Source organism: Planctomycetota bacterium, assembly GCA_016125255.1.
Lineage (GTDB): Bacteria > Planctomycetota > Phycisphaerae > Phycisphaerales > Zrk34 > RI-421.
In genome coordinates this window covers 554,404-580,876 of record WGMD01000002.1, presented here as the reverse complement: position 1 = coordinate 580,876, position 26,473 = coordinate 554,404, and the positions used below count along the sequence as shown (strand labels likewise).

General features: G+C 65.7%; 17 protein-coding genes and 1 pseudogene. 7 read left to right on the top strand and 11 right to left on the bottom strand.

Going from position 1 to position 26,473, the window contains the following annotated elements; genetic code table 11:
• Genes GC162_03560 through GC162_03540 form a run of 5 tightly spaced genes read left to right on the top strand, consistent with a single transcriptional unit; the run spans position 1 to position 10,712 of the window.
• Positions 1–2,199 (top strand): VWA domain-containing protein, encoded by a 2,199-nt coding sequence (locus GC162_03560; GenBank protein ID MBI1367710.1) that lies wholly within the window; start codon positions 1–3, stop codon positions 2,197–2,199.
• Complete coding sequence (locus GC162_03555) at positions 2,199–4,439, top strand: hypothetical protein (GenBank protein MBI1367709.1); 2,241 nt, start codon at positions 2,199–2,201, stop codon at positions 4,437–4,439. Before GC162_03560 ends, GC162_03555 begins: the two co-directional genes overlap by 1 nt.
• A gap of 14 nt (positions 4,440–4,453) precedes the next feature.
• Positions 4,454–7,672, top strand: coding sequence for a hypothetical protein (locus GC162_03550; GenBank protein ID MBI1367708.1), 3,219 nt, complete (start codon positions 4,454–4,456; stop codon positions 7,670–7,672).
• Positions 7,673–7,686: 14 nt separating this feature from the next.
• Entirely contained in the window at positions 7,687–9,852 is a 2,166-nt protein-coding gene (locus tag GC162_03545) for a PKD domain-containing protein (GenBank protein ID MBI1367707.1), read from the top strand.
• A complete protein-coding gene (locus GC162_03540; protein MBI1367706.1) occupies positions 9,849–10,712 on the top strand; it encodes a hypothetical protein in 864 nt (287 codons plus the stop codon). The genes GC162_03545 and GC162_03540 overlap by 4 nt, the downstream gene beginning before the upstream one ends.
• Here the strand turns inward: GC162_03540 and GC162_03535 are convergent.
• From GC162_03535 to ruvC, 6 genes are all read right to left on the bottom strand, one after another.
• On the bottom strand, positions 10,705–13,182 hold the full coding sequence (locus GC162_03535; GenBank protein ID MBI1367705.1) for a PAS domain S-box protein: 2,478 nt from the start codon (positions 13,180–13,182) through the stop codon (positions 10,705–10,707). The two genes, GC162_03540 and GC162_03535, sit on opposite strands and share 8 nt — an antisense overlap.
• Positions 13,183–13,251: 69 nt before the next feature.
• A complete protein-coding gene (gene nadD / locus GC162_03530; GenBank protein MBI1367704.1) occupies positions 13,252–13,986 on the bottom strand; it encodes a nicotinate (nicotinamide) nucleotide adenylyltransferase in 735 nt (244 codons plus the stop codon).
• Positions 13,976–16,066 carry a hypothetical protein gene (locus GC162_03525; protein ID MBI1367703.1) on the bottom strand — a complete coding sequence of 697 codons (2,091 nt, stop codon included), beginning with the start codon at positions 16,064–16,066 and terminating at the stop codon, positions 13,976–13,978. Before GC162_03525 ends, nadD begins: the two co-directional genes overlap by 11 nt.
• Before the next feature lie 32 nt (positions 16,067–16,098).
• Positions 16,099–17,265 (bottom strand): glycosyltransferase, encoded by a 1,167-nt coding sequence (locus tag GC162_03520; protein ID MBI1367702.1) that lies wholly within the window; start codon positions 17,263–17,265, stop codon positions 16,099–16,101.
• Between the two features lie 346 nt (positions 17,266–17,611).
• Entirely contained in the window at positions 17,612–18,478 is an 867-nt protein-coding gene (locus GC162_03515) for a hypothetical protein (GenBank protein MBI1367701.1), read from the bottom strand.
• A 27-nt stretch (positions 18,479–18,505) separates the two neighbouring features.
• Positions 18,506–19,015: a crossover junction endodeoxyribonuclease RuvC gene (gene ruvC / locus GC162_03510; protein ID MBI1367700.1), complete on the bottom strand. Its 510-nt coding sequence runs from the start codon at positions 19,013–19,015 to the stop codon at positions 18,506–18,508.
• Positions 19,016–19,097: 82 nt separating this feature from the next.
• Between ruvC and corA the strand changes: the two genes are divergently transcribed.
• Entirely contained in the window at positions 19,098–20,303 is a 1,206-nt protein-coding gene (corA, locus tag GC162_03505) for a magnesium/cobalt transporter CorA (GenBank protein ID MBI1367699.1), read from the top strand.
• Between the two features lie 184 nt (positions 20,304–20,487).
• Here the strand turns inward: corA and GC162_03500 are convergent, their stop codons facing one another.
• Both GC162_03500 and GC162_03495 read right to left on the bottom strand, forming a co-directional pair.
• A complete protein-coding gene (locus GC162_03500; GenBank protein ID MBI1367698.1) occupies positions 20,488–21,429 on the bottom strand; it encodes a TIM barrel protein in 942 nt (313 codons plus the stop codon).
• Positions 21,430–21,541: 112 nt separating this feature from the next.
• On the bottom strand, positions 21,542–22,489 hold the full coding sequence (locus GC162_03495) for a hypothetical protein (GenBank protein ID MBI1367697.1): 948 nt from the start codon (positions 22,487–22,489) through the stop codon (positions 21,542–21,544).
• Positions 22,490–22,803: 314 nt separating this feature from the next.
• Between GC162_03495 and fbaA the strand changes: the two genes are divergently transcribed.
• On the top strand, positions 22,804–23,853 hold the full coding sequence (gene fbaA, locus GC162_03490; GenBank protein MBI1367696.1) for a class II fructose-bisphosphate aldolase: 1,050 nt from the start codon (positions 22,804–22,806) through the stop codon (positions 23,851–23,853).
• Between the two features lie 333 nt (positions 23,854–24,186).
• Here the strand turns inward: fbaA and GC162_03485 are convergent, their stop codons facing one another.
• The 3 genes and pseudogenes from GC162_03485 to GC162_03475 form a co-directional block, all read right to left on the bottom strand.
• On the bottom strand, positions 24,187–24,720 hold the full coding sequence (locus GC162_03485; GenBank protein ID MBI1367695.1) for a hypothetical protein: 534 nt from the start codon (positions 24,718–24,720) through the stop codon (positions 24,187–24,189).
• Positions 24,711–25,370 (bottom strand): prepilin-type N-terminal cleavage/methylation domain-containing protein, encoded by a 660-nt coding sequence (locus tag GC162_03480; protein MBI1367694.1) that lies wholly within the window; start codon positions 25,368–25,370, stop codon positions 24,711–24,713. The genes GC162_03485 and GC162_03480 overlap by 10 nt, the downstream gene beginning before the upstream one ends.
• 777 nt (positions 25,371–26,147) lie before the next feature.
• Positions 26,148–26,420, bottom strand: a pseudogene (locus GC162_03475) (prepilin-type N-terminal cleavage/methylation domain-containing protein).
• Positions 26,421–26,473 lie beyond the last annotated feature (53 nt).

The window sequence follows — 26,473 nt, the reverse complement described above, 5'->3', positions numbered from 1 at the left end:
ATGATCTTCCTCGCCCCCTGGTTCCTGCTCGGCACGCTCGCGGCGGCGATCCCGCTGCTGCTTCATCTGCGCCGCAGCCGACAGAGAAAGAAGATCGTCTTCTCCACCACGCGCTTCTTCGACGAGCAGTTTCTGCGAAGCGCCCGGCGCGCCCGCGTGCAGGATCGACTGCTCATGTTCCTTCGCATGGCGCTGCTCATCCTGTTCGCGCTGGCGCTGGCGCAGCCGCTGCTGCGCATTCCGGGATTGTCGGGCATTTTCGGCTCGGGCAAGCGCACCGTCGCCATCGTGCTCGACGACTCGGCGTCGATGGCCGCCGGCGACGCGCGCGGGTCGCAGCTCGACCGCGCCAAGGCGGCGGCAAAACAGCTAGTCGATGATCTGTCGACCTTGCGCGGCGATCGTGTGACGATCGTGCTCGCCGGTCGCCGCGCCGCCGGGCCGACCGTGCTGTTCGACCCGCCGACGAGTGATCTGGAGCAGGCGCGGCAGGCGATCGCGCAGGTGACGCTCAGCGATCTGGCAACGGATGTGCAAGGAGCGCTCGACAAGGCCGGCGAAGTGCTCGGCACCGCGTCGGGCCAGCAGGAAATCGACGTCATCAGCGACCTCGCCGACGCCGCATTGCCCGCCGCAACCCCGCTCGATCCGGGCCCGACGCGCGGGCTCATGATGGTCTCGACCCAGCCCGCCCAATCGCCCGCCAACGTGTCCGTCGACGCCGTGCAGTACAGCTCGCCGCGCCCGCTGCTCGGCGTCCCGTTCACCTTCCGCGCCCTCGTCAACACCGACGGCGACCCGATGACCGTCAACGTCAACCTCATCATCGACGACAAGATCGTCGCCACACGCTCCGTCGAACTCGCGGCCGGTCAGCGCCAGATGGTCCGCTTCGTGCATCGCTTCGCCGACGGCGGATGGCACACGGGGCGCATCGAAGTCGACGGCGCGTCGCTGACGCATCCCGATGCGCTCGACGCCGACAACCGCCGGTACTTCGCGCTCTTTGTCAATGACCGCATCCGCATCGGCGTCATGAACGGCGCCGCGTCGGAAATCGCCTCGGCCGACGAATTGTTCTTCTTCCGCGCAGCCCTCGGGGCCGGGGCGAACGAAACGCCGGTCACTATCGATACGCTCGATGCGAGCCGCCTCGATGCCGACAAGCTCGCGGCGTATCCGATGTTGATCCTGGCCAATGTGTCGGCGCTTTCGCCCGCGGCGCTGGCGGCGATCGAACATGCGGTCGACGGCGGAACGAATCTGCTCATCACGCTCGGCGACCGCGTGGACATGGACGCCTACAACGCCATGATCGGCCCGGCTCGTCTGCACGGGGGATTGTTGCCGGGCCGACTCACGCAGCGGCTCGACGATCCGACGCGCGGCGGGTTCGTCGCATGGGTCGATCCGTCGCATCCGGCGATGGCGGGCTTCGACGCAGGCGAACTCGGTCGTCTCGCGTCAATTAAGTTCGACAAGCGCTTCGCTCTCGAGCCGGGTGGCGCATCGGTGCTGATGGAGACGGATGGGGGCGACGCTTTGATGACGGAGAAAGCATTCGGGCGCGGGCGGGTGATGATGTTCGTTTCGACGCTCGACCGTGACTGGAACAATCTCCCGCTCGAGCCGCTGTTTGTGCCGTGGGTGTATCGGGTGGTGAGTTATCTGTCGGAGCCGCCGGTGGGGCGGAGCGGCTTTTTCGCCACGGGCGACACGGTGCAGTTGCCCCGGTCGATCGCGTCGCAACAGTCGCCGTTGATCACGACGCCCGGCGGAAGGCCCGCGTATGCGGATGCGGCGATGCGCTTTTCACAGACGGATCGGGCGGGTGTGTACACGGTGCGCGATGCGGGAGCGCCGGCGAGTGCGCCGCCGCTGTACGCTTTCGCGGTGAACATGCCGCACGACGAGTCGCGGCTTTCGTATTTAAACAAGGCGGCGGTGGGCGAGCGGGTCGACCCGGCCGCGGCGTGGGTGTACATCGATCAACCCGAAAGCATCGCGCAGGCGGCACGGGCGGCGCGGCAGGGTTGGGGGCTTTGGGATGCGCTGCTGGTCATCGCGCTTATGGTTGGTTTGTTCGAGCCGGCGCTGGCGAACTGGCTCAGCCGGCGTCGCGAGGCGGCGGAGGCAAATCCCTTGTCGCGCCGCGATGCGATCGGCGACGGCGCCCCGGCGGCGAAGGAGGCGGCGTGATGAACGCGACGCTCTCCGTCATGACGCTCGAGAACTTCGATCCACCGTGGCTTTGGGCGATCGTGATTCTCGCATCGGTCGGCGTGCTGGTGCTCACGTATGCGCGGATGTATCAGCGGAGCGGAAAGCGATTGGCATGGTGGCTGATGGCGCTGCGGTTGGCGGCGGTGGCGCTGCTGCTTTCGGCGCTGGTGAAGCCGGCGATCACGCATCAGACGCGCCGCGTGCACAAGCCGGCGGTGGCGATCGTGCTCGACGATTCGCAGAGCATGGGCCTCGATCACGCCGGTCGGACACGGTACGAGAAGGCCAAGGCGTGGATCGCCGCGTCGCCGCTCGGCGAGCGATTCGACGTGCGGCTCTTCGGCATGGACGGGCGGAAGCTCGACGCGCCGCCGGCGGAACCCAACGGCGAACAGACGAATCTGATGCGCGCGGTCGAAGCGGCCGAGGCGTCGATGCGCGGGCAGGGGCTTGCCGGCATCGTGCTCATCAGCGATGGGCAGGACACGACCGGCCGGGCGGACTACATGACGCTTGCCGATCTTTCCGAACCGGTGTACGCCATCGGCTTCGCTGCCCCGCGGCGGGAAAGCGGCGGGGCGTTCGATCTGGCGCTCCTCTCGGCGGAAGGGCCGGCGCGCGTGCGCGTGCACAATGCGGCGACGGTGCAGGCCCTCGTGCGCAAGGACGGCGGGGAGGCGACGAAGTCGACCTTGACCATCGAGCGCGGCGGAGCCGTGCTGCACACTCAGCCCGTCGACCTGCCCGCCGGCGCGATCACGCAGCGCGTCTCCGTGACGTTCACACCCGACGAGCCGGGCGATTTTGTGATGACCGCCCGGCTGGCGACGGCGGCGAACGAGCCGACGGGAGCGAACAACATGACGATGTTCAAGATGCGCGTCGATGCGGAGCCGATGCGCGTGCTCTTGGTGGAGGGCACGCTGCGCAGCGAACTGACGTACCTGCGCGATCGACTGCGGCAGGACCCGGATGTCGACCTCGTGTCGTTCGTGCGATCGGCGAACCCCGACAAGCTCGCGGGCCCCGGGGCGGGCGCGCTCTTCGGCAATGAAGTGATCAGCAAGGAGCGACTGGCGAAGATCGACGCGGTCGTACTCGGGGATTTTGAAGGGCGCATGCTCGACGTCGCGGCGTACCGCGCTCTGCGCGAATGGATCGATCAGGGCGGCGGGATGATCGTCATGGGCGGCTACCGCAATCTGTCGAGTCAGGGCCTTACGGGCACGCCGCTGGCGGACGCGCTGCCGATCGAACTGGGCGGGCCGGTGCGGCAGATCGATCAGGCGTTCAGTTTCGCGCTGACGCCGGCGGGCATGGCGCATCCGGCGATGGTCATGACCGGCGACCGCGCGACGGACGAAGCGGCCTGGCGCGATCTTCCGCCGCTGCTCGGATGCGCCGCGGCGGGCGATGTCAAAAGCGGGGCGACGGTGCTGGCCGAGCACGCCTTCGGCGGATCGTCGCCGACGCCTGTGCTCATTGAGCAGAAGTTCGGCAAGGGCACGGTCATGCTCATCACCGCCGACTCGACCTGGCGCTGGTCGCGCTTCGCCCGGCTCGCCGGCCGCAGCGATACGGTGTATGTGCGGTTCTGGTCGCAGATCATGCGTTACCTCGCCCATCGCGATCTGACGACGAGCACCGTGCTGTCGATCGCCACCAACGAACCGTCGTACGAGCGCGGCCGAAATGTGATGATTCGCGTCAAGCGCAATCCCGCGGCGATGACCCCCGGCATCGCGGCGGGCGAGACGGCGCTGCGGCTGGAGGTGCGCTCGCCCGACGGAACGGCGACGCCGCTCAAGGCCGAGCCGGCGGCGGGGGATGCGGATGCATGGACCGCCTCCTACTTCCCGGATCGCGGCGGGCGATTCGAGATCACCGCCCGACTCGTCACGCCCGGTGTGACCGGCGAGAAGGACGCGGCCAGTCAAGTCGCCGAGTTTCTCGTGCGCGGATCGAAATTGGAAATGGACAATCCGCTGACGAATCCGACGTCGATGGCGCAGATCGCGCGCGTCACAGGTGGACTTTACGCGGACATCGACAATACGGGGGAGCTTTCGAAGATGCTCGCCAACCTCGGCGACGAGCCGCGCGTGGCGTACGAGGCGAAGACGGCGCACCTGTGGAATCATCCGCTGGTGCTGATGATGTTCATCGCGATGACGAGCGTCGAGTGGTTCGTGCGGCGGCGGAACCATCTGGCATGAAGGCAGGGTGACTCATGACCGAAGCGTACATGATGCTGGTGGATCAGGTCGGGGCGGTGCGGCAGGCATGGCGCTTCCGCCGGGCGGTCGAGACGATCATGCTCACGCTCGGCGTCGCGGCGGCCGTGCTCACGGCGACATCGGCGCTCGATCAATGGATCGCCTTCGGGCACGTCGGCCGCGTCGTGCAGGCGGCTTGCGTGTACGGCGCGGCGCTGGCGGCGGCGCGGCATGCGAGTCGGACGCTGCGCACGGCCCATCACGACGATTTTTTCGCCGCGATGATTGAGCGTCGTCATCCCGCTTCGCGCAACCGCATCATCAATGCGCTTCAGCTTGGGCGCGAAGCGACATGGACCGCGCCGGCGTTGATCGAGGCGATCATTGAGCAGGGGGCGATCGCGATGGACGACCTGGAGGCGGGCCGCGTGGCGAGCGAGCCGGCGATGAGGCGGTATACGGCGGGGCTGCTCATCGCGGCGGCGCTGCTGGCGGGGTATGCGGGGGTCGGCGGACCGGGCGCGCGCGTGAGCATGGCGCGTGTGCTCATGCCGCTGGCGTCGATCGAGGCGTTTGCATGGACGGATGTGACGGTGACGCCGACGGGGACGGTGCATGTGCTTGAAGGCGCCGCCCTGAAGATCGAGGCGAAGGTCAGCGCCCGTGCGGGCAGCGCGGCGGTGAGCGAAGCGTCGGTGCGGTGGACGGACGAAGTCGGCCGCATGCGACGCGCGGAGATGACGGCGGGACCGGGCGGCGCATTCAGCTACACGATGCCGGCGGTCGACGTGGGCTTGCGATTTGTCGTGACGGCGGGCGACGCGACGAGCGGCCAGACGCGCGTGATCGTCGATGCCCGGCCGCGCGTGGAGAAGATGACGGCGACGCTGCATCACCCGCGCTACACGGCGATGGCCGATGAGCACATCGACAACTTCGACGGCCACATCAGTGCGCTGCCGACGACGCAGGTGGACCTGACGCTCAAGGCAAGCAAGGACCTTGAAGCGATGGGTCTCGTGTTTGATGACGGGCGGACGATCGCGTGTGCATCGAGCGGCAATGCGCGGACGTGGTCGGCGAAGATGACGATTCAGAAAGCGGGAAGCTGGCATGTGAAACTGCGCGATGGGCAGGGATACGAGGTCGACGGCGCGGTGACGTACACGATCAGCGTGCTGGATGATGCGCCGCCGGTTGTGGCGATCACGGGGCCGGGGCGGGACGTGCAGGTGACGCCGGACGCGGCGGTGTCGTTCGTTGTCGAGGCGCAGGATCGTTACGGGCTCGGGCCGGTCGCGCTGATGGGGCGGGTCAATGATGCGAAGGAGCCGGCGGCGATCCGCACATGGGCCAACGACACGACGGAGCCGGCCAAGACGCTGCGACTCACGATGACGAGCGACATGAACGGGCTCAAACTCGCGGCGGGGGATCGGCTCGAATACTGGGCGACGGCGGCGGATCGCAACGACGTGTCGCCGAGCGGGCCGGGGCGTGCGACGAGCCGGGTGTACCATCTGATCGTGCTCACGCCCGAGCAGGCGGCCGCGTCGATGTCGCAGCAGACGAGCGACTACGCGGCGGCCGTGGCGGAACTCATCCGTCAGCAGCGCCTCAATCGCGCCCAGACCGCGGCGATGAATCCGCCGGCGGGTCTGATCAATCGGCAAAATCTCATCCGCCGCCAGACCCAGCAGCTCGCGACGGTGATGACCGACAACGCATTTCCCGCGCAGACGATCATCGCCGAGTTGCGCGATCTGGCCGCCGATCCGATGGCCAAGGCGCTCTCGATGCTCGAGGGCTGTCGCGATGCGGCGAACCTCGAAGCGGGCAAACACGCTGCCAGCGATTCGCTGCCCGTGCAGGACGACATCATTACTCGTCTGAACGCAATCCTTGTTCGACTCGACCGCAATGAGCAGATGCGCGAGAAGCTCAAGCGGCTCGAACAGGAAAATCCCCCGGAGGCGAAGAAGGTGGACGCGAAACTTCAGCAGATCGCCACCGACCTGGACAAGTTTCTGACGGACCTGAAGGACCTGGACGAGAAGTACGAGCGCATGCCCAAGCGGCCCGATGACAAGCTCAGCGCGGAGCAGCTCAAGGATCTCGCCGACGCGGAGCATCGACTCGATCGATGGAAGAAGTGGTCGAAGGATTCGATCGACGATCTGGCCAAGCTGCCGCAGGGCTTCGTGAACGATTCGAAGCTGGCGGAGAATATCTCGACAATATTCGAGGAAATTGAGAAAAAGGCGCGCCCGGCCACGCAGGAGATCGCCACGCCCGCGGAGGAAGGCGCCAAGGCGCTGGCGACGGAAGTAGCGGAGGATTTGGAGATGTGGCTGCCCGACAAGGGTGACTCGACGAAGTGGGCGATGGAGGACCCGGTCGAGGGCAAGTTCAACGTGCCGGAGACGAAGCTGCCCGACAAGCTTCAGGACATCGTCGGCGATCTCATCGAGGACCTCGACGAGTTCGACAAGGAAGCGGACGACAAGACGGGCGCATGGGGCGGGAACATGCAGGCGGGGTGGGACGTGGCGGACGGCCCGATCAGCAGTTTTGCAGCCGTGGGAAAGACGGGCAACCAGTTGCCCAACGATTCGGAGCTGTCGGGCCGTTCGGGCGCGGGGCGGCGGGGCAAGTCGTCGGGTCAGATGGTGGGCGCGGAGAACACGGCGCTGGAGGGGCGGCCGACGCCGGCGCGGACGACGAACGAGCCGTATGACCAGGGCAACGTCGAAAGTCAGAAGCAGCTAGATCCGCGCGGGTCGACCGGCGGGGGCAAGAAGACGGGCGGCGGCGAGCGCGGGCTTCAGGGCGGGACGCCGCCGGATGTCGTCAAGGATATGGAGCGATTGAACGAACTGCACAAGATCATGCGCGAAAAGGCCCAGCAGGTCGCCAAGGACGCGCAGATTACGGGGCGCGAGGGCGGTCGCATCGACCGGGCGCTGTACCTGCTTCAGAGTGCCGAGCAGGATGCGCACGATCATCGTTACTTCGACGCGGCGCGGAAGCGCAAGGAGGCGATCGGCGAACTGCGCGCCGCGGAGGCGCAGGTGGACTCGGCGGTGAAGCTCAGCTTGCAGAAAGCGGTCGACCTGCCCGCGGATATGCGCCAGCAGATCGACGCGGCGTCGCAGCAGGCGCTGCCGCAGGGATACGAAGATATCGTCGGTGCGTATTACAAGGCGCTATCGGAAGCGGGGAGCCGCAAGTGATCCGATCGGCGTTGATGTTGTCGATGGTGCTACTGGCGGCGGGCATCGCGCGGGGGCAGACATGGCGCGCGCCGGGATTCGCGATGCGGGCGATCGTTGTGATCGAGAAGGCGGGAAGCAACGGCGGGGAGCCGGTCGATACGGCAATCCTGCGGGTCGAACACGGCGGGGCGACTCGCGAGGATGCGAACGACTATCGGATATTTGATGCAAGCGGTGCGGCGATTCCGTACGAAGTGTCGTTTCACGATGCGAAGCGCGACACGCTGCTGAGTTTCCGGTGTGGCGCGGTCGGCGGTCGGTACGAGGTGTACTTCGGCAAGGCGGATGCGGCGCGCGATCCGATGCGGACGAGCGATCCGACGATTGACGGCAAGCCGGTCAGCGCGGGGCCGGGTGCGAATGGGTGGACGCCGCATGCGGGATTGATTCTCACGACGATGCGCCGGCCGCGGGAGATGGAGAACCCGATGTCGACGGCCCAGATGGCAGACCTCATCGCGCAGTCGCCGGGGCCTGACGGCGCGGATGTGGTCCAGAACATCTCGCACGGGCTCAATCCCTTCGGCGACAGTGACTACTACATCAGTGTCTACCGCGGCTACCTGCGCATCGACAAGGCGGGCGACTACGGGCTCTGCACGGCCAGCAACGAGGCGAGCTTCAGCTTCATGGACGGCGCCGACCTCGTGCACTGGCCCGGCCGCCATACGGAGCAGCGCGGCAAGTACGGCGAGTTCAACACGCACCGCACGCTCTCGCCGGGCATGCACTATGTGACGTATCTGCACGAGGAGGTGCTGCTGTATCAGACGGCCTTTCTGGGCTGGCGACCGCCGGGTGCTGTGCGCTTTGACAAGATTCCCGAGTCGATGTGGGCCATCGCCGCGACGGCGAATGTCGCGCGCTATGAAACGCCGGCCGGGCGCACGGTGATGCTGCACGTGCGGATGATCGACAGCGTCTGGCCCAGCGACGAAGCGACGGGGCAGTACACGCGCTACCGGTTCACCGCCGACGCCGGCGGCGATGCGGACGACGAAGCATGGCGCGTCGCATGGGACTTCGGCGACGGCGTGACGGGAACCGGCACGCCGATCGATCACGTGTACCTCGCCAACGGCGATTACACGGTGAAGATGCACGCGGCGACGAAGAACGGACGGGAAGCCGCGCGGACTTGGCCGGTGCGTGTGTTCGCGGTCGAGCATCTCGAGGGTCCGTTCAAGGCGGGACGGATCGAAAAGTATGCCCCGATCGTCAAGACCTACGACCCGGTGAGACTTGACGCGCCGGGGTTGTCAGCGCTGCTCGTGTTCTGGTCGCAGGCGAACGATCCGGCGTCGGGCGAGCGTGCGGCCAAACTCATGCTCGCACGCAGCGACATCTCCCCATCCGATCAGGCGGCGGCGCATCGTGCGATCGTCGGCGCCGCCGGCGCGGCCGAACACGCATGGGACGCTTCGCTCACGCCCCTGCAGACCACCGATGCGATCAAACACCTGGACGCCGCCGTCGCGCTGACCGATGACCTGGCGAAGAAAGTCATGCTGATGGCGCGCGTGATCCGACTCGCCGGGATCGACGCGGCGGACTCGAACAAGTCGGGGGAAACCTACGCGGCGGCCGAGTCGCTGGCGAAGCAGAACGGCGGGCGCGGACACATGTCCGGTGCGCTGCGGGCGGCGGCGATGGCGATGGGTGATGCGAACTTGGCGGCGAACAAGCTTGATGCGGCGGCACGAATGTATGAGAAGGCCGAGCAATTGGCCGACCCGGTGGTTCCGTCTTCCGTCCGTGCGGCGAAGATCGGGGCGTACCCGGAGATCATCGAACGGGCGCTGGCGGACAAGGACATCGACACCGCGCAGGACACGGTGCGCGAATGGCTTGACTGGTTTCCATCCGACCAACTGCACGGCGCGTCGCTGTTTTATCTGGGCAAAGTGCAGCAGGCGAACGGACAAGCGGCGACGTCGATCAAACCGCTCAAACTCGCCATTGAGCTTGCGCCCGGCGCGGAGTTCGAAGCGGAGGCACGGTATCGATACGCGGCGGCGCTCAAGTCAAAGGGCGATACCGCCGGCGCGACATCGGCGCTTCGGGCGCTGATCGACGCGGGACTGCCGGGGCCGTATCGGGACAAGGCGATGGCGGCATTGAAGGAGGCGGCAAAATGATGCGAGTCGCGATGGTGATGGGCGTGATGCTGATCGCGACGCCGATGTTGGCGGACACGAAGATACCCGTGTCGCCGGCGGGGGACATCACGGTTGAAAGTCCGCCGGCGGGGGCGGCGAATCTGATCGTCAACGGGGACTTCGAGGCGGCGAACGAAGCGGGCGACGGGCCGGCGCACTGGCAGGGGATCGACGGGCTGGTGTTTCACTGGATCAAGGATGAGGATGCATCGCACGGGCGCGTGCTGCGGATCGAGACGGATGTGTCGCAGAGCGCGGCGTATGCGTGGTGGATCAAGCGGTTCGTGGAGCACGCTTCGCTCGACGCGGCGCCGCAGAAAATTTCGGACAAGGGATATGGGTCCATCGGCGGGCTCGACGGCGGGTTCTACCTCAGCGACCTCATTCCGATCAAGGAAGGCGCGGCGTATAAGGTGTACGTTGATGCGAAAGGCCCGCGAGCGAAGGTGTTCGCGTTCGGGTATGTGAAGCCCGTCGCACTGAGCTTCGGCGACGAGGAGCCGGCGGTGCAGGAGCAGTTCCGCAAGGCGCGCGGCGAGCCGATGAAGACGCCGGAGGGACGGCCGATTCATTACTACCGGCGGTATCTGTATCGGCGATGGTTCACGGTCGGCGGGTCCGACGAATGGAAGACATACACGCATCACGACCCGATGCATCCGACGGGGCGCGAGCTGACGCAGGACGTGCGCTATCTTCGGATTATGCTTTATCCGTACTGGCCCGCGGACACGTACTGGTTCGACAACGTGCGCGTGATCGAAGTGCCCAACGATGCGAAGCAGGGCAAGCCGGAGGCGGACGCGGCGGACATCGAAGAGGGGAAGGTCGTCAAGTAGCGCGGCCGACGAGGCGCTTCTGTCGCGCGTCGGCGAGACGCTCGAGGACGATCGTCAGCGGCGCTCGGCCGTCGGCCTGATCGTGCGGGAGATTGGCGACGGCGACGGTGACGTGGAACTGACCGGGGTGGTCATGGTCCAACCGGGCGACGGCGTCGGCGAGCCGCTGGGCGTAGCGCTGGCTCTGATGAATTTCGAGGGTGGGGCTGATGACGATGAACTGGGATTTGTCGAAGCGGACGATTTCATCGCTGGCGCGGCACTGCTCCAGCAGCACGCCGGACACGCGCTTCAGCAGCCGCTCGCCCGCCGTGTCAGGCAGCGCGTCGAAGTGGTCGAGCTCCAGTGCAATCATCGTCCACGGCTGATTCACACGCGCGACCTGCCGGGCCATCATGCGCTTGAGCAGTTGCCGGCTCGGCAGACCCGTGACCGGATCGGTCAGACTCAGGTTGCACATGGACTGGCGAAGCTGGGCGTTTTCCAGACTGACCGCCAGCAGCGGGGCCAGCGCTTCGAGCAGGAACAGATGGTGGCGCTCGATGCGGTTGCCCCCGCGTCGGGCGATCCAAAAGACGCCCTGCGTCTGATAGCGTCCGCCGATGGTGGTGGCGGCCATGGACTCGAACCCGGCGCCGGTGAATGCCTCGGTCCAGTCCTCGTATTGCGACAAATCGGTCCAGAAACTCGTGGCGCGATTGGGAAGCACGCGCGGCATCAGCTCGCTGGCCACGGCATGCGCGAGCGGCGCGCCCATATTGAGCGGACACTGCGTCTCGGCGATCTTGAGGATCTGCCGGCAGCGATGACCGGCTTCCGTGCCGCGCAGCGCCAGCCCCATCGCCTCGACGCCGAAGACGCGATCCAATTCCATCATCGCGCGCGTCAGCAAGGTTTCGATGTCGTCGATCTGCTGAAGGTTTCGCCCGACGCGCTGCAGTGCCCGAAGCTGCTGCGCCTGCTGCTCGAGCAGGCGACGGTTGCGCAGATTGGCGGACACCTCCTGCACGACCCAGAGCTGGGCCACGAGCTGCTGGCGTTCGTCGAAGACGGGGATGATCTGGAACAGGAAGGCCCCGTCGCGCGTCTCGACCTGCTCCTGAATCGGATGATCGAGCCGGGCGATGGCGGGGGCGAGCCGCTGCATGAATGCGGCGTAATTGACCAGTTCGAGGCGCGACCAGAAGTCGGCGGGATCGTAATCGTGACCGACGAGGTCGTTGACGTTGATGTTCAGGAGCTGGCCGAGTCGATGGTTGCCGGAGAGGATGCGCCCGTCGGCGCCGATGAGCAGGATGGCGTCGGACATGTGATGAATGACCAGGTCCATGAGCCGGCGCTGCTCGGCGATGTGACGGTCGAGCCGCTTGGTTTCGGTGATGTCGATGAGACTGAGACGGACATGCGCGAGGCGACCGTCTTTGTCATGCACCGCTGCGAACTCGACGGACAGATCGCGCACGTCGCCATGCAGCTCGATGCGCAGCTCCGCCCCATGCAGCCGGTCCAGGTCAAGCCGGTCGATGCACTGTCGGAACAGGCCGCGATCCTCTGCGGCGATGAAGCTCAGAATCTCGGCGCCGACGAGGCCCCGCTCATCCGCCCAGCCGAGCAATTCGGCGGCGCGGCGATTGGCCTGAATCACCTTGCCGTCGGGATCGACGCTGATCATGGCGGCGGGGGCGAACTGGTAGAGGTGCTCGAAGGCCTGCTCGCGCCGGCGAAGTTGATCGGTGGTTTCGTCGAGGCGGCGGAGCATGCGGCTGATGGCGTGGCAGACGTCGCCGAACTCGCCGTGCAGGCGTTCGCCGGTGTGCTCGAAGGCGGCCGCGCCGGCTCCGGACCGCGTCAAGTCGATGATGCTCGAAAGCGGGGCGATGAGCCAGCGTCGGAGCATGAGCAGACCGACGAGCGTCAGCGTGCCGAGCACGATCCAGACGCTCGAGAGCTGCGCGATGACCTGTCCCTGCGTGCGCTGACGGATGAACGGGCCGTCGATGAGCATCTCGACGGTGTGGGTTTTTCCGCCTTCCAGGAAGCTGGTCATGAGAATGGTGCGACGGTCGAGTTCGAGGTGGCCGCGCGCGTGCGACCCGCCGTCGCCGGGGACCCAGATGGCGTGATTGGACATGTCATTGTCCCATCGGCCGGCGGTAATGCTCGGCTCGCCGCGCGTGTCGAGTCGGACGCCGACGATGCGCGGGTCCTGCGTAAAGATGTTCAGGGCCGACTGCACGGCATTGTCGCGCCCGGCGGCGATGAGCGAGTGAAGCACGTCCTGAAGATTGCGCGCGGTCAGCAGCATCTGCTGACTCGTGGCGACTTCGACAAGCTTCATGGACCGGCTGTATTCGATGACGCCCAGCCCGATGGACAACAGCACCCCGCCGAGGCAGAAACATCCGACCATGCGGGTCACGACGGAATGAGTCCAGCGGTTCGACACGTGCATCCCTGCAACGGAGTCCATGGGCACAACCGGCGCGCGCGAGGCCGGTTCTCACACTTCAACCATCGGCCGGTTCGCCCCGCCGGTTGATCAGTCGCGGTTATGGGACGCTCGATAGAGATGATTCGCCCGGATGTAGCCGATCACGCGGGGGTCGAGCATGCGCGTCACGACCGGCGCATCGTATTCCTCCGCTTCGAGCCGCCGGCGAAGCTCCGTGCTGGCCACGTCGATTGTCGGCAGATTCAACAGGCGCGGTGACCAGGCCGCCCGAACTTCCTCCGGCAGCGTCGCCAGCACATCGTCCGCATCATACGGTTCGCGCATCATCACGACGGGTTCCGCCAGCTTGATGATCCGCTCCGGCTCGCGCCATTGATAGAAGATCGCCGCCATGTCCGCGCCGATGAGCAGGCGAAGCGGCTGCGTCGGGCCGAAGCGATCACGCAGCGTGGCCAGCGTGTCGACCGTGAAACTCGGGCCGGCGCGGTCGAGTTCGATCGTGTCGATCTCGGCATTTTCATGACCGGCGAGGGCGAGGCGGAGCATGGCCAGTCGATGCGAAGCATCGGTGACGCGGCGCGTCTTGTGCGGCGGACGACCGGCGGGGATGTAGATCACGCGCATCGCCCCAAGCCGCCGCGCCGCCTCGAGCGGCAGTTCGACGTGCGCCTTGTGCGGCGGATCGAAACTGCCGCCGTAGATCAGGATGGGGGAAAGTGGGTTCAGGGGTCGGGGATCGGGGGTTAGGGGTCGGGGATCGGGGGGCGGAGGGCATCGGGTATGAACCCTGAACCTCGATCCCTGAACCCGCTCATTTCCAATCGCGCATCACGCTGCGCGTCAGTTCGGCGATTTTGTCCATGACGCTCGTCACGCGCTCGGGTCGGTTGAGGCGGCGGGCTTGGGCGGCTTCGGCGATGTAGACGCAGAGGCGGGCGAGCGTGTCGCGCTGGGCGGCGGCGATCGAGTCGGCACGCGGGGCGTACATGCACTCGCCGAGCATGCCCGACACGCCCGGCGGCAGCTTGGCGAGCCCGTCGCCGAGCGTGTTGTAGAGGCGGGCGACGAGCAGCGGCAGGGCGGTGTCGCGCTCGATCTGATCGAGGGCGGTGTCGACGTTGGCCCATTGTCCGATGGCGGCGTCGCGCGCAGCAGAGGCGATGCGATCGGTCAGCCCGTTCATCAGGGGCGCCGCCGCCGCCGCGTCGACCTCCCAACCGGCCCATCGATTGAGCCGGCGGGCGATGGCGTCCAGATCGGTCAGCCCGCGCGCCAGGTCAATCGCCGCGAGCAGCCGGCGAAGACTCGTCAGATGCGCCACCGTCTGCGTCGCATCGGTGCCGCTCGCCCACGCGCTGGCCCAGTCGCCGCGCTGCCGGTCGACCTGCTCCATCAGCAGCAGGTTCGCCCCGTTGGTGAGCCGCTCGACCGCCTTGTCATGCTCGCGCAACTGCGATTCGACGGGCATTTCATCGAACATCTGCATCTGCTGATCGAGCAGCAGCAGGCCGTATTCGCCTTGCTGGCGCGTGTCGGGGTTGGTGAGGCGCAGCGCCAGATCGCGCAGCGTGCGGAAGAGCCCGCCGGTCGGACGCGGCTTGAAGCGCTCCAGCCGCTCGATCCACTTGGGAATCGAATGCACCCGCCGCACCAGCGCCGCCGACGCCTCCAATTGCACCAGCGGGTCCTCCCATTTGGCCAGGTTCACATCCCCCGGATTCGCCGCCAGCGCCCGAAGCTGCGCGAGCATCGTCAGCTCGCGCGTCTGATACTCCTTGCGCATCTGAAGCGACACGCGCCGAATATCCAAAGGCAGATCGTCCGCCAACAGATCGCGATACGCGATCATTGTCGTCATCAGGCGCTGCATGTAATGATCCAACGCGTCGGCCGTCTGCCGATCCTCATTGTTCATGCGCAGCCGATGCACCACCAGGAACACCTCGCGCAGTGTATCGATCGGGGCGGCCTGCCGGCTCAGCGCGTTCATCTGATCGATGACATGCAGACTCTGCGCCAGCGACTCGAACCGCGCCACGCCCGAATCGCGCGTTCGCGGATCCTTGACAAGCTGCACGGCCGTCTGAAGCTGCGTGCGGAAATCGCCCAGCGTGTCGGGCCCGAACCACTGCGCGCCGGTGAACGCCTCGGCGACGGTGATCGCCTGATCCAACAGATCGTAAAACGCCACGATGCGCGGCCGCAGGTCCGGCTCGCCGTAGCCGCTGCTGAGCAGGTCCACCATCGAAAGCAATTCCGTCTTCGTCTGCGTCGTGACGGAAAGCGAATGAATCCGCTTGACCATGTCATCGAGGTCGGCGCGTGTGAGCATCGGCGCCGCGGCGTCCTCGTCCCCGCCGGGCCGCAGCCATGTGCCCATCGGCTCCGGCTCGCCCATCGTCGTCGCCGCCAGCGCCAAGGGCGCCAGCAGCTTCTGCATGTACTCGTCGACGAGCCGCGTGTCCGCCGAGAGCGGGGCGTTGGTCTTGTCCTCGCTGAACGTGTTGAAGCGATCGAGCGCGGCGGCAAAGGTGTTGACCGCCTGCGTCTGTTCAGGCGTGAGCTTCTGCGCGGGATCCTGCACGACCTGCACCATGCCGGGCAGCTTGCCGGTCAGCGCGGCGACTTCGTCAGCGTGATCGGCGAGCGTGTAACCATACAGCACGGCGAGCGAACCGTCGGGCCCCGCGTCGACGCCGAGCTTGAGCAGCACGCGCGCCGCCATGCGGAAATTCAAATCCGCGCGGATCGATTTGCCCTCCGGGTCGTCTTCCTTGTGCAGTTTGGGGATGCGCTCGGCGATCTGTTTTTCCAGTTCGTCAAGCCGTTGACGCGCCGCGTTGAGTTCGAGCGGTTTGGGCGGATCGAGCGGCGACGTCTGGCCCATCACCGGGCACGCCATCCAACACATCATCGCCGCTGCCGCCCAACGCCTCATGTCGATGCCCTGCCTGAAAGAATCCGCTCGTAGAGCGTTTCGAGCTCGCTGACCATCACCGCCGCGTCGAACCGCCGCCGGCATCGCGACCGGCCCTCGCTCGCCATCGCCGCCCGCTCCGACGGATGATCGACCATCCATTCGACGGCCCCGGCCAGCGCCGCCGCGTCGCCTGTGCGAACAAGCCGGCCGGTCACGCCGTCGATGCACACCTCGCCCGCACCGTCACAATCATAGCTCACCACGCTGATCCCGCTCAGCAGCGCCTGCGGCAGCGTCCGTGCGAGCCCTTCCCGGTAGCTGGGGTGAACCAGCAGATCCATCGCGCGCATCATCGCCGGGATCTGTCCCGGATCGACCAACCCCGTGATGACCACGTGTCCATTCAGACGCCGCTCGGCGATCTTTTGTTCCAGCCGCTTGCGGTGCCATCCGTCGCCGACCCACAATAATTTCACATTCGGCCGTGTCCGCAGCAGATCGTCCAGCCCGTCGATCAGATCGTCGTGCCCCTTCAGTTCCGCCAGCCGAGCCACCGTGCCGATGACGATGTCATTTTCGGCAAGCCCCAGTTTCAAACGCGTCGCCGCCCGATCGTCCGGGCCATCGACAAACGGCCCGATCTCCATGCCACTGTACACCGTCTGATATTGCTCCGCCTCACCGACGCGCTCCGCCAGCGCCTGTCGGCTCATCGCATCGGCGACGCAGACAATCTTGTGGCACCGCTTCGCCGCCCATCGCTCCGCCCATACGTAACCGGTATGCACCAGCTTCGACTGATACGGGTGATACGGCAGCCCATGCACCGTATGCACCACCGCCGGGACTTGCTCGGCCCATGCCGCGGCGCGGCCGACGATCCCCGCCTTGCTCGAATGCGTATGCACCACATCGGGCTTGAGCCGGCGAATCAGATCGCGACATTCCTGAAAGCACCGCCGATCGGTCAGCGGGCGCACGGCGCGGATCATCGAGGGCAACTCGGCCAGCGCATATCCGCCGCGCTGGGCGCGCTGAAGCAGCGAGCCCTCCGGCCCGTAGATCGGGCCGAAGGCGAGCGTGACGTCGTGCCCGTGGGCGGCCTGACCTTCGCACGAGAGGACGGTGTTTTCCTGGGCACCGCCGAGGATGAGTCGTGTGATGAGGTGCAGAATTTTCATGAAGCGGCCATTGTACGCTCAATCATTGCACACGGATCGCGCACGCTGCCGGCCCCTCCGCCGCGCGGAACGGCGTCCAGCGTGATTATTCCCGCGATATCCCAATTGGCATCACCTTTGCATCGTCTCATGCATGTCGCACATGCCTGCCCATGCGATCGTCACATGGGCCGATCCGAGTTCTCCTTCCCGTGATCGGAGGTGTCGCATGACGCAACAACAAGCGCAACAATAAGACGAATCGTTTTCGTCGAAGACCACTGGCTCATGCAAAGACGCCCTCGGTGACACTCCACGATCACCGCGGCGTCTTTGCACATATCGTCAGGGCGTCAGCGGTCAGGTTTCAGCGGTCAGCTCGGAAGTATGCGGCGATGCGCTGGTTCAGTGCCGCCTGACCGGCGGGGGAAAGATGCAGGCCGTCGGTCGTGTTCCCCGGCGTGTAGATCACATCCGCGACGACGCGCTTGGGAATGATCGGCAGATGTTGGAGTCGGGCGAGACTGCGCAGCGTCCATCCGTACCACGGCGCGCGCGGCGGAACGGGCAGATCGACGATCACCACGCGATTGTCCGCCGATAGCCACCCCGTCAACGCCCTCGCATCATTCAGATAACCCATCGGCCCGGCAAGGGCGAGCATGTCGTTGGTGCCGACCATGTATAAAAACGTCTCATCGAGCGGACTGATGCTCCCCCGCAACTCCGTCAGCACCGCGCGCAGTTTCGCATTCGTAAAATCCAGCGACGCCACCCGACGCCGCGTCGCGCCCCCCGTATCGTCGCCCGCCGGCAGATCGACGCTCAGTGCATCGCTGAGCACGATCACCGCGGCGGGGTCGACATTGTCAAGCATCGGCCCCCTCTCATAGCGCAGGTCGTCCACCACCGCGCACAGGCCGAAGAAAATCATCGGCGCCATCAGCCAGCCGCGCGCCCGACGGTGATGGCGGCTCAGCGAGGCGGCCAGGCTCATGAACCCCAGGAAAAACAGCCACATCACCGTCATTGACCCCGCGGCGATGATGGTAAAAAACGCACCCAGTGCGCCGCACGCCGCGGCGATCCGGCGGTAGCGGTACATCGCCCGCCACGAACCGGCGATGCGGATGAAACCGGCGATGATCAGCAGCGCCATCGCCAGGTAGAACGCGTCGCCGTTGGTCAGATGACGCATGCACCACAGCGCGAAGGGGGACTCGAAGTGGGTCATGCGGCGGGTCTCGTCGGCGGGTGGGTATTATGCATGCGGCGCCGCCGGTTCGGTGGGCAGGCGCCGCGCGGCCGTGACGGCGATGGCGATCGCGTCGGCAACGTCCGGAGGACTGGGCGGCTCGGGCAGACGGCAAAGCGACGCCACGGCAAGCTGCATCTGCTGCTTGGAGGCGTGACCATTGCCCGTGATCGACTTTTTCACTTCGGTCGCCGGCAGATGCAGCACGGGAAGTCCGGCCTGCTGCGCCGCCAGCAGGATGACGCCGCGCGCGTGGCCCATGATGATCGCCGTGCGCGGATGCTTGTAGTGTGCGTAGAGCTTTTCGACGGCGACATGATCGGGCTTGAGTTCGTCGATGAGCTGGCGGATGTCGGCGTGCATCTGCTCAAGACGCGCTTCCATCGACTGTTTGGCTTTGAACGTCAGCACGCCCGCTTCGATCAGACGCGGTATCGACAGGGGCGACGCCTCGCGCGACTCGACGCAGCCGTAGCCCGTAATCCGCATGCCGGGGTCGATGCCGAGAATTCGCATGCGGGTAGTTTACACCATGGGGCGCGATTCAGGCGTCGAACGCTCGCCTGCGGCTCGCGTCTAAACGCAGTACACTGTGCATATGGGCAACGGGCGTCGCACATCGTCGCGTCACACCATTGGACGCACCATCGGCGGCACGATCGGCGGGGCGATTGATCTGGCCGTCGGCGGCGTCGGCAAACTGGTCGGCTCGGCGATCGGCGTCAGCGGCATGGCGTCGCGCACGGCGCGGCGCCCCCGGCCCAAACCCGGGTCCGCGCCGGGCATCGAGTCCATGCCCGATGTCAATACGCCCCCCGAGCCCGGCCGCATCCTCATCCAATGCATCGACTACGGCCCGCACCGCATCGAGAAGATCGACGTCACCGACATCGACGCCTTCCTCGAAACCCCGCGGCCGGAGTGGGCGGCCGTGCGATGGATCAACATCGACGGGCTGCACCCGTATGTCGTCAACCGCGTTCAAAAGAAGTTCAATCTGCATCTGCTCGCCGCGGAAGATGTCATGCACGTCCCGCAGCGCCCCAAGGCCGAGGACTACGACAATGAGCTTTTTCTGATCGCGCGCATGCTGACGATGACCGACGGGCATCTCGTCGCCGAACAGATCAGCATGTTCTATCAGAAGCATCTGCTCATCAGCTTTCAGGAAACGCATGGCGACATCTGGGACCCGATCCGCGAACGCATGGCGTCGACCACGTCCCGCCTCCGCACCAGCGGCGCGTCGTTCCTGATGTACGCGCTGCTCGACGCGCTGGTGGACTTCTGCTTCCCGATTCTCGAAACCTTCGGCGATCACCTGGAGGACCTGGAGCTGCGCGTGACGGAGAACCCGACGCCGGAGCTGCTGCACGAGGTGCACGCCATCAAGCGCGAATTGGTAATGCTGCGTCGCGTGATGTGGCCGATGCGCGAGATGATGGCGAACCTTCAGCGGGAGGATCACGCGTGCATCCCCAACGCCGTCCGCCCGTACATGCGCGACGTGTACGACCACACAATCCAGATCATCGACGTGATCGAGACGTACCGGGAAATGGGCGCGGGGCTGACCGATCTGTACATGTCGGCCGTGTCCAACCGGATGAACGAAGTCATGAAAGTGCTGACGATCATGGCCACGCTGTTCATCCCGATCACCTTCATCGCCGGCGTGTACGGCATGAACTTCGACAACATGCCGGAGCTGCACACGCAGTACGGCTACTACGGCGTGTGGGTGGTCTTCGTCGTCATCACCGCCGGGCTTCTGATCTATTTTCGGCGCAAGAAATGGATCTGACACACCCCTCCCTGGAAGGGAGGGGCTGGGGGAGGGTGAGGCGCATCAGATCAAGGGGTGCGGCGCTTCATGCGCGGCGCATCATGAACCCACGAATGATTGAAGAGCATCGCGGCGATTCGGGCGTGAGTTTGGACGGATACGATTCACCCCCGCCCTGCCCTCCCCCTCGGAGGGGGAGGGTTTAAGCGCCGACGGTTTGGCGCAGGAGCGCGAGTGATTTGGGGACCGCGGTAGCGGGATCTTCCTGGCCTTCGAATTCGAGACTGATCCAGCCGCGGTAGTCGGCTTTGTCGAAGATGGCTGCGATGCGGGGGTAGTCCAGGTCGAGGGTGTACCAGACGCCGCCGCCGAAGTAGGTTTTGGCCTGCACGAAGGTCGCGCGCGGGGCGAGCTTTTCGAGGCGGTCGTAGGGGTCTTCGAGGAAGTTGCCGGTGTCGAGCGTGACGCCGAGCCAGGGGGATTTGACGGCGTCGACGATGCGGAGGACGCCTTCGGGCGTGAGGCCCAGTCCCCAGTGGTTTTCGAGGCCGAGCGTCACGCCGCATTTTTCCGCGGCGGGCAGGCACTTTTCGATCGAGTCGATGACCCATGCGAATCCATCGTCATCGGTGAACCCCTCAAGGCGCGGCTCGATCCCGCGATGTTTCATCAGCTCGTTGAAGTCGGGAATGGTGCCCCAGCGGCCGGTGTTGATGCGGATCGTGGGGATGCCCATGGCGTAGGCACGCTCGATGCTTTGAATCGTGATGTCGATGTTCTTCTGACGCTCGGCGGGGTCGGGGTTCACGAAGGATTGATGCGTGCTCATGCCGCACAGCGACAGGCCGCGCTTGAACGCCTGCTGTTTGAGCTGCTGCATGTATGCGGCGTCGGTGCGGTCCATCTGCTTTTCGAGAATCTCGACGCCGTCGAATCCGGCATCGGCGGCGAGGTCGATGCACTGATCGATACGGAGCTTTGAGTCGGCGCGGTAGCGCCAGTAGGAGTAGGTGGACACGGCGATGGGCCGGCCGCGCCTGGCGGGCTCGGGGGGCGAATCGGCTTGAGCGGTTGCGTTCATGGTCAACACATTAGCAGAAGCGAGGGACATTGCGGCGATGGCGCGGCGGCGTGTGATGTTCATGCCGCGATGATACCCCGTACGTGAGCGGCGGGACACGGGCGCTAAAAAAGGCGCGGCCGACGAATCGGCCGCGCGGAGAACAAAAGAAGAGGGGGACTGTTGAGGGCGGCGATTACTTGGCCGCCTGCGTGATCATGGCGCGGAGGGTCTGGGTCGTGGCGGCGTTGTCGCCGGTGGCGGCGGCGCTGGCGATGGCGGTCTGAGCGCCGGCGTAGTCGTGCAGCAGGTAGCGGCAGGCGGCGATCATGAACGCATCATCGGCGCGGCTGAACCCGTTCTGACGCTGCTCGTAGCGGTGAAGCACGTTGGAGATCATCGCCTGCACGGCCGCATCGGTCGGCACGCGGTCGAGCCCGCTGGCGTCCATCTCGACGGCGCTGCGCAAGGCCCAGGCGGCCTTGGCGTCATCGCCATTGAGCCCGGCGGCGATGGCGTAACCAACCTTGGGCAGACCGGCGTTGGGGAAGCGCTCGGCTTCGGCGGCGAAGGCGTCGAGGGCGCCGCGCGTGTTGGCTCCACGCAGCAGGCCGAACCCGTCGGTCAGCGTCTGCGGGGCGGACACGACGACCGGCGGGGTGGCGGGATTCGCCGGGGCGACGACGGTCGTGTTGCTCGAATTGTTGATGTAGGGATAGGTGTAGCTGGCGGGCGTGGCGGTTTCGGTCACGACGGGCTGGGCCTGCGGAGGCGTGATGACGACGGCGGTGTTGGGCGTGTAGGCGACGCCCTGCACGTAGTTAACCTGCGGGGGGACGACGTACGTCACCTGCGGGGGGCAGTACACCGGCGGAGGGCAGTAGTTGTAGGGCCGGTAGTAAGTGGTATGCGAGTAATAGCCGCGATAGCTCGGCCCGCAGTAATTGCGGTAGTGGCTGTAGCCGAACCCGAAGGACGAGTAGCCGGGTGAGTAGCAACCGCCGGAGCCCACGCTGATGCCGAACGACACGCGCGAACCGGCGTAGGCCTCGCCGGTGGCGAACAGGATCGCGCCGGCGGCGAGGGCGATGATGGCGATGGTGAGGGAAAGACGCTGATGACGCGAACGGCTGTTGGCTGACATCGGGAACCTCCCTGGGTGAAAACCGGTGAATCTTCGGTTTCTTTAACACATTCTACGCACGCGCCCCGCTCCGGTTCGAACGGTTGTATCGACAATGTCGCCCGCGCGGTTTCAAACGCTTTCGGGGTGGCGCACGCATTTTCAGGGCCAAATCGGCCGTCGGTGTCGTCGGCGGGTGCGGTCGGGCGGATGATGAGCGGGGCTGGATTGTTGACGCGGCGGTTTTGCACTAAGATGACGCGCGGTTCACGAGCCATGGTGGGCACGCGGCCCGTCTTCGCCATTTTCAACCATTGACCGACAGGAATCACGCTATGCCTATTGCCACGCCCGAACAGTATCGTCAGATGCTCGACGCCGCCCAGAAGGGCGACTACGCCTACCCGGCCATCAACGTCAGCTCCATGGTCACAGCCAACGCCGCACTCAAGGGCTTCGCCGACTCCAAGTCCGACGGCATCATCCAGGTCTCCACCGGCGGCGGCGAATTCGCCTCCGGACTCTCCATCAAGAGCAAAGCCGTCGGCGCGATCTCCATCGCCGAGCATATTCATCGCATGGCCGAGCACTACAACGTGCTCATCGCCGTGCATACCGATCACTGCCCGCCGAAGAACGTTGACGACTTCATGGTCCCGCTCATCGAAGAGTCGGAGAAGCGCGTCAAGGCCGGCCTGCTCCCGCTCTACAACTCGCATATGCTCGACGCCTCCAACCTCCCGCTCAAGGAGAACCTCGACCTGGCCGTCCCGCTCTACAAGCGGATGGCCAAGATCGGGCAGATCATCGAGATCGAAGCCGGCGTCGTCGGCGGTGAAGAAGACGGAGCCGCCGGTTCGCATGACACGCCCGCCGACAAGCTCTACACCACCCCCGAGGACATGGTCGAAGTCTATCGCCGCATGAAGGAAGTCGACGGCGTCTACATGTTCGCCGCCACCTTCGGCAACGTGCACGGCCACTACAAGCCCGGTGCCGTCAAACTCCGCCCCGAAATCCTCAAGCAGGGGCAGGACGCCATCAAGGCCAAGTACGGCTCCAACGCCGTCTTCCACCTCGTCTTCCACGGCGGCTCCGGCACCCCGCAGCATCAGATCCGCGAAACCCTCGAGTACGGCGTCGTCAAGATGAACGTCGACACCGACTGCCAGTACAGCTTCACCCGCCCCATCGCCGATCACATGCTCAAGAACTACGACGGCGTCCTGAAGGTCGAAGACGAAGTCGGCAACAAGAAGGTCTACGACCCTCGCAGCTATCTCAAGAAGGCGGAGGAGTCGATGGCCAAGCGCGTCGCCGTCGCCTGCGACGATCTGACCAGCACCGGCAAGTCCCTGCTCCAGACCGCCGCCGCCGTCGCCTGACAAGGCGTCAGCATTCAGCTATCACACCCCCGGCCCGCCCCGCTTCAGCGGGGCGGGCTTTTCATTTGCGGCCCATCCCCCATTCGCACCGGCGCGCCCGCCCCACGCTTTTTCGACGTCTCCGTGCGCCCCCGTTCCCGTCTCAGAATCACCCCTTTTTTGCCTATTTTCCGCATGAAGCGCGCACCGGACGGACCCGTGCGCACCGGCGCGGAAGCTCCGACGCGCCCGTGCGCGATCGAATAAGGACTTACGAAAACGCATGCGCACGGCGGAGGCGAATTCGCCTTCCCGGTGCGCGAATGGCGAATCAATGGTGCGCTGAAACGATGATCAGGGCTTGTCGGCATCCGCGTTCGGCGATCGCGCGCCTTCGGGGCCGACTTGCTCGATCTGCGTCGTGACGGTGGTGACGCCGTGCTCGACCCTACTCGTGACGGCGATGGCCAGATCACCCTTGCGGTAGGTGCATTCGCTGATCGTCTCGTTGCCCGTGCGGCTGAGCAGTTGCCATCCGCCTTGCTCCAGCACCGTGCTCATGTGCCTGGCGACATACTCGGGCGTATCGCCGCACACGCCCGCCAGCCGCGCCCCGCCGACAAAACCGTTCGCTTCCATGAGCGCAAGCCCCGGCGACTGATAGATCGCCGCGGGAACCTCGCGCGGCAATTCGATCGAGCGCCCGTCCGTCATCGTGAGCCGATGCTCCGCGATCGACTGGATCTGCGTCGCCGCCGTCGCCTCCGTCGGCGCGGGTCGCACGCCGTCCGCCGGGCGACCGCCGTCGCAGCCCCACAGCGTCGCGCACAAACTCATCGCCCACAGCATCGCCCCCGCCGATCGAAGACTCGCGCCGTTCAGTACCACCAGTTGCCCCATCCTTCCGACGGACAGCGGATGAGCATGTCCGAGAGCGGCACAAGCTGGCTCGACCCGTCCGAGCGAACGATCCCCGCCTCCTGAATCGCGCCCTGATAAAGGTGATAGCTCGCCGTCGGACCGGCCGCGGCGCTGCCGCCGGTGATCGAGTCCGCCATGATCACCGCGCCGGATTCCTGACGCGTGAGCATGTCGGAGACGAGCTCACGATTGGGAAGCACCTTCGAATCGTTTCCGACGCTTCCGCGGATGACCCACCAGGTCATCCCGTTCGACTTCCATTTATACACCGGCCCGTATCCGCCCCATTTGTACGGCAACTGCGGCGTGCTGCCCACCGGACAGGACCACATCTCCAGCGGCACGTTGTACGCATCGCGCGTCACCGTGAAGATCACGCCCGGCATGTCCTGCATCCAGTATTGATTGCCGTCGCCCGCCCAGTTGGGCAGCCGCGTCTGATGATCCGCCGCATAGTTGAGCAGGCCGACGATGACCTGCCGCTTGTTGGACAGACACAGCGTCGACCGCGTCACATACTTCGACCGCGCCAGCGACGGCAGCAGAATCGCCACCAGCAGCACAATGATGCTCGCAACGACAAGCAATTCAATCAACGTAAAGGCGCGTCGTGTCATGGCGGGGCGGGAATGGCAAAGGCGAAGGAACCTGGCGGGTCATGTCATTTATACCGCCCCGACCGTCGGGGCTCAACAACTATTTACTCATCTACCGTTGCGCCCGGCGCCCCGGTGCGGCGTTCAGTAGGTCGGCGTCCACGGCGGGCCGTTGCGCGGCTGGTATCCGTTGTGCCATTGCAGGCCCCACAGGTCCTCGAACACCACCGGTTCGACATGCGTGTCGAAGAACGCGATGTTGGATCGCCGCTCGTGCCGGTAGATCGCGAAGCGGGCCAGAAAGCCCTCGGTCCAGATCGGCGCGTTGGGATTGACCGGCGGCGGAGGCGTGCCGTTGCCGTCCTGAATCCCGCCGGGCCAGCCCCCGCCGTCCCAGATGCAGTCGCCGAAAATCGGCGCGCGTGACGACTGCTTGATCTGTCCGAGCGTGGTGTAGAACCATGCCGCCGGGCCGGACGCGGAATAGGGCACGTTCGTGGACACTTCCGTCCACATGTTCAGCCCGTACGATCCGATCAGCCCGTCGCGGCTGAATCCGACGGGGACCGGGCCGTACGCTTCCGTCGCCGTGCCCAGATACGACAGCGCCGCCGTGGGCCCCGGGCCGATCTCGTGCGCGACGGGGCATCGCAACTGCTGGAGATTGTTCAGATACGCCACGAGCTTCGTCTCATCGCTGGGCACGTCCCGGCTCAGGTACAAGGCGAGCTTGGGCATCCAGTTGCCCGCCGACGAACTGGATCGCTCGTTGACGTTCTGAAGGTTGTACTCGCTGGCGTAGCTGCTGTTGGCGACGGTCAGTTGGCGCAGGTTCGCCATGCACGCCACGGACTTGGCCGCCTGTCGCGCCTGCGTGAGCGACGGCAGCAAAATCGCGATCAGCACGGCGATGATGCTCACGACGACGAGCAGTTCGATCAATGTGAAACCATGTCGGCGCCGAGCACGCCATTGGGCGGCGCGCTTCGCCCCGCGGGCCCGGCGCCCCCGGCCGCGCGGGGCAAGCCCCGCCGCTGAATGGATTGCATGTTGGTTGGATGCGTGTCGCATGTTCATGGAAAAAGCGGCGGCCCGATTTTCACCGGACGGCCGCGTGCAGGCAG

Bases quoted from the DNA above. Each gene is read 5' to 3' on its own strand.
- GC162_03560 (MBI1367710.1), top strand. From the start codon at position 1: ATGATCTTCCTCGCCCCCTGGTTCCTGCTCGGCACGCTCGCGGCGGCG.
- GC162_03555 (MBI1367709.1), top strand. From the start codon at position 2,199: ATGAACGCGACGCTCTCCGTCATGACGCTCGAGAACTTCGATCCACCG.
- GC162_03550 (MBI1367708.1), top strand. From the start codon at position 4,454: ATGACCGAAGCGTACATGATGCTGGTGGATCAGGTCGGGGCGGTGCGG.
- GC162_03545 (MBI1367707.1), top strand. From the start codon at position 7,687: ATGTTGTCGATGGTGCTACTGGCGGCGGGCATCGCGCGGGGGCAGACA.
- GC162_03540 (MBI1367706.1), top strand. From the start codon at position 9,849: ATGATGCGAGTCGCGATGGTGATGGGCGTGATGCTGATCGCGACGCCG.
- GC162_03535 (MBI1367705.1), bottom strand. From the start codon at position 13,182: ATGGACTCCGTTGCAGGGATGCACGTGTCGAACCGCTGGACTCATTCC.
- GC162_03525 (MBI1367703.1), bottom strand. From the start codon at position 16,066: ATGGCGTGCCCGGTGATGGGCCAGACGTCGCCGCTCGATCCGCCCAAA.
- GC162_03520 (MBI1367702.1), bottom strand. From the start codon at position 17,265: ATGAAAATTCTGCACCTCATCACACGACTCATCCTCGGCGGTGCCCAG.
- GC162_03515 (MBI1367701.1), bottom strand. From the start codon at position 18,478: ATGACCCACTTCGAGTCCCCCTTCGCGCTGTGGTGCATGCGTCATCTG.
- ruvC (MBI1367700.1), bottom strand. From the start codon at position 19,015: ATGCGAATTCTCGGCATCGACCCCGGCATGCGGATTACGGGCTACGGC.
- corA (MBI1367699.1), top strand. From the start codon at position 19,098: ATGGGCAACGGGCGTCGCACATCGTCGCGTCACACCATTGGACGCACC.
- GC162_03500 (MBI1367698.1), bottom strand. From the start codon at position 21,429: ATGAACATCACACGCCGCCGCGCCATCGCCGCAATGTCCCTCGCTTCT.
- GC162_03495 (MBI1367697.1), bottom strand. From the start codon at position 22,489: ATGTCAGCCAACAGCCGTTCGCGTCATCAGCGTCTTTCCCTCACCATC.
- fbaA (MBI1367696.1), top strand. From the start codon at position 22,804: ATGCCTATTGCCACGCCCGAACAGTATCGTCAGATGCTCGACGCCGCC.
- GC162_03480 (MBI1367694.1), bottom strand. From the start codon at position 25,370: ATGACACGACGCGCCTTTACGTTGATTGAATTGCTTGTCGTTGCGAGC.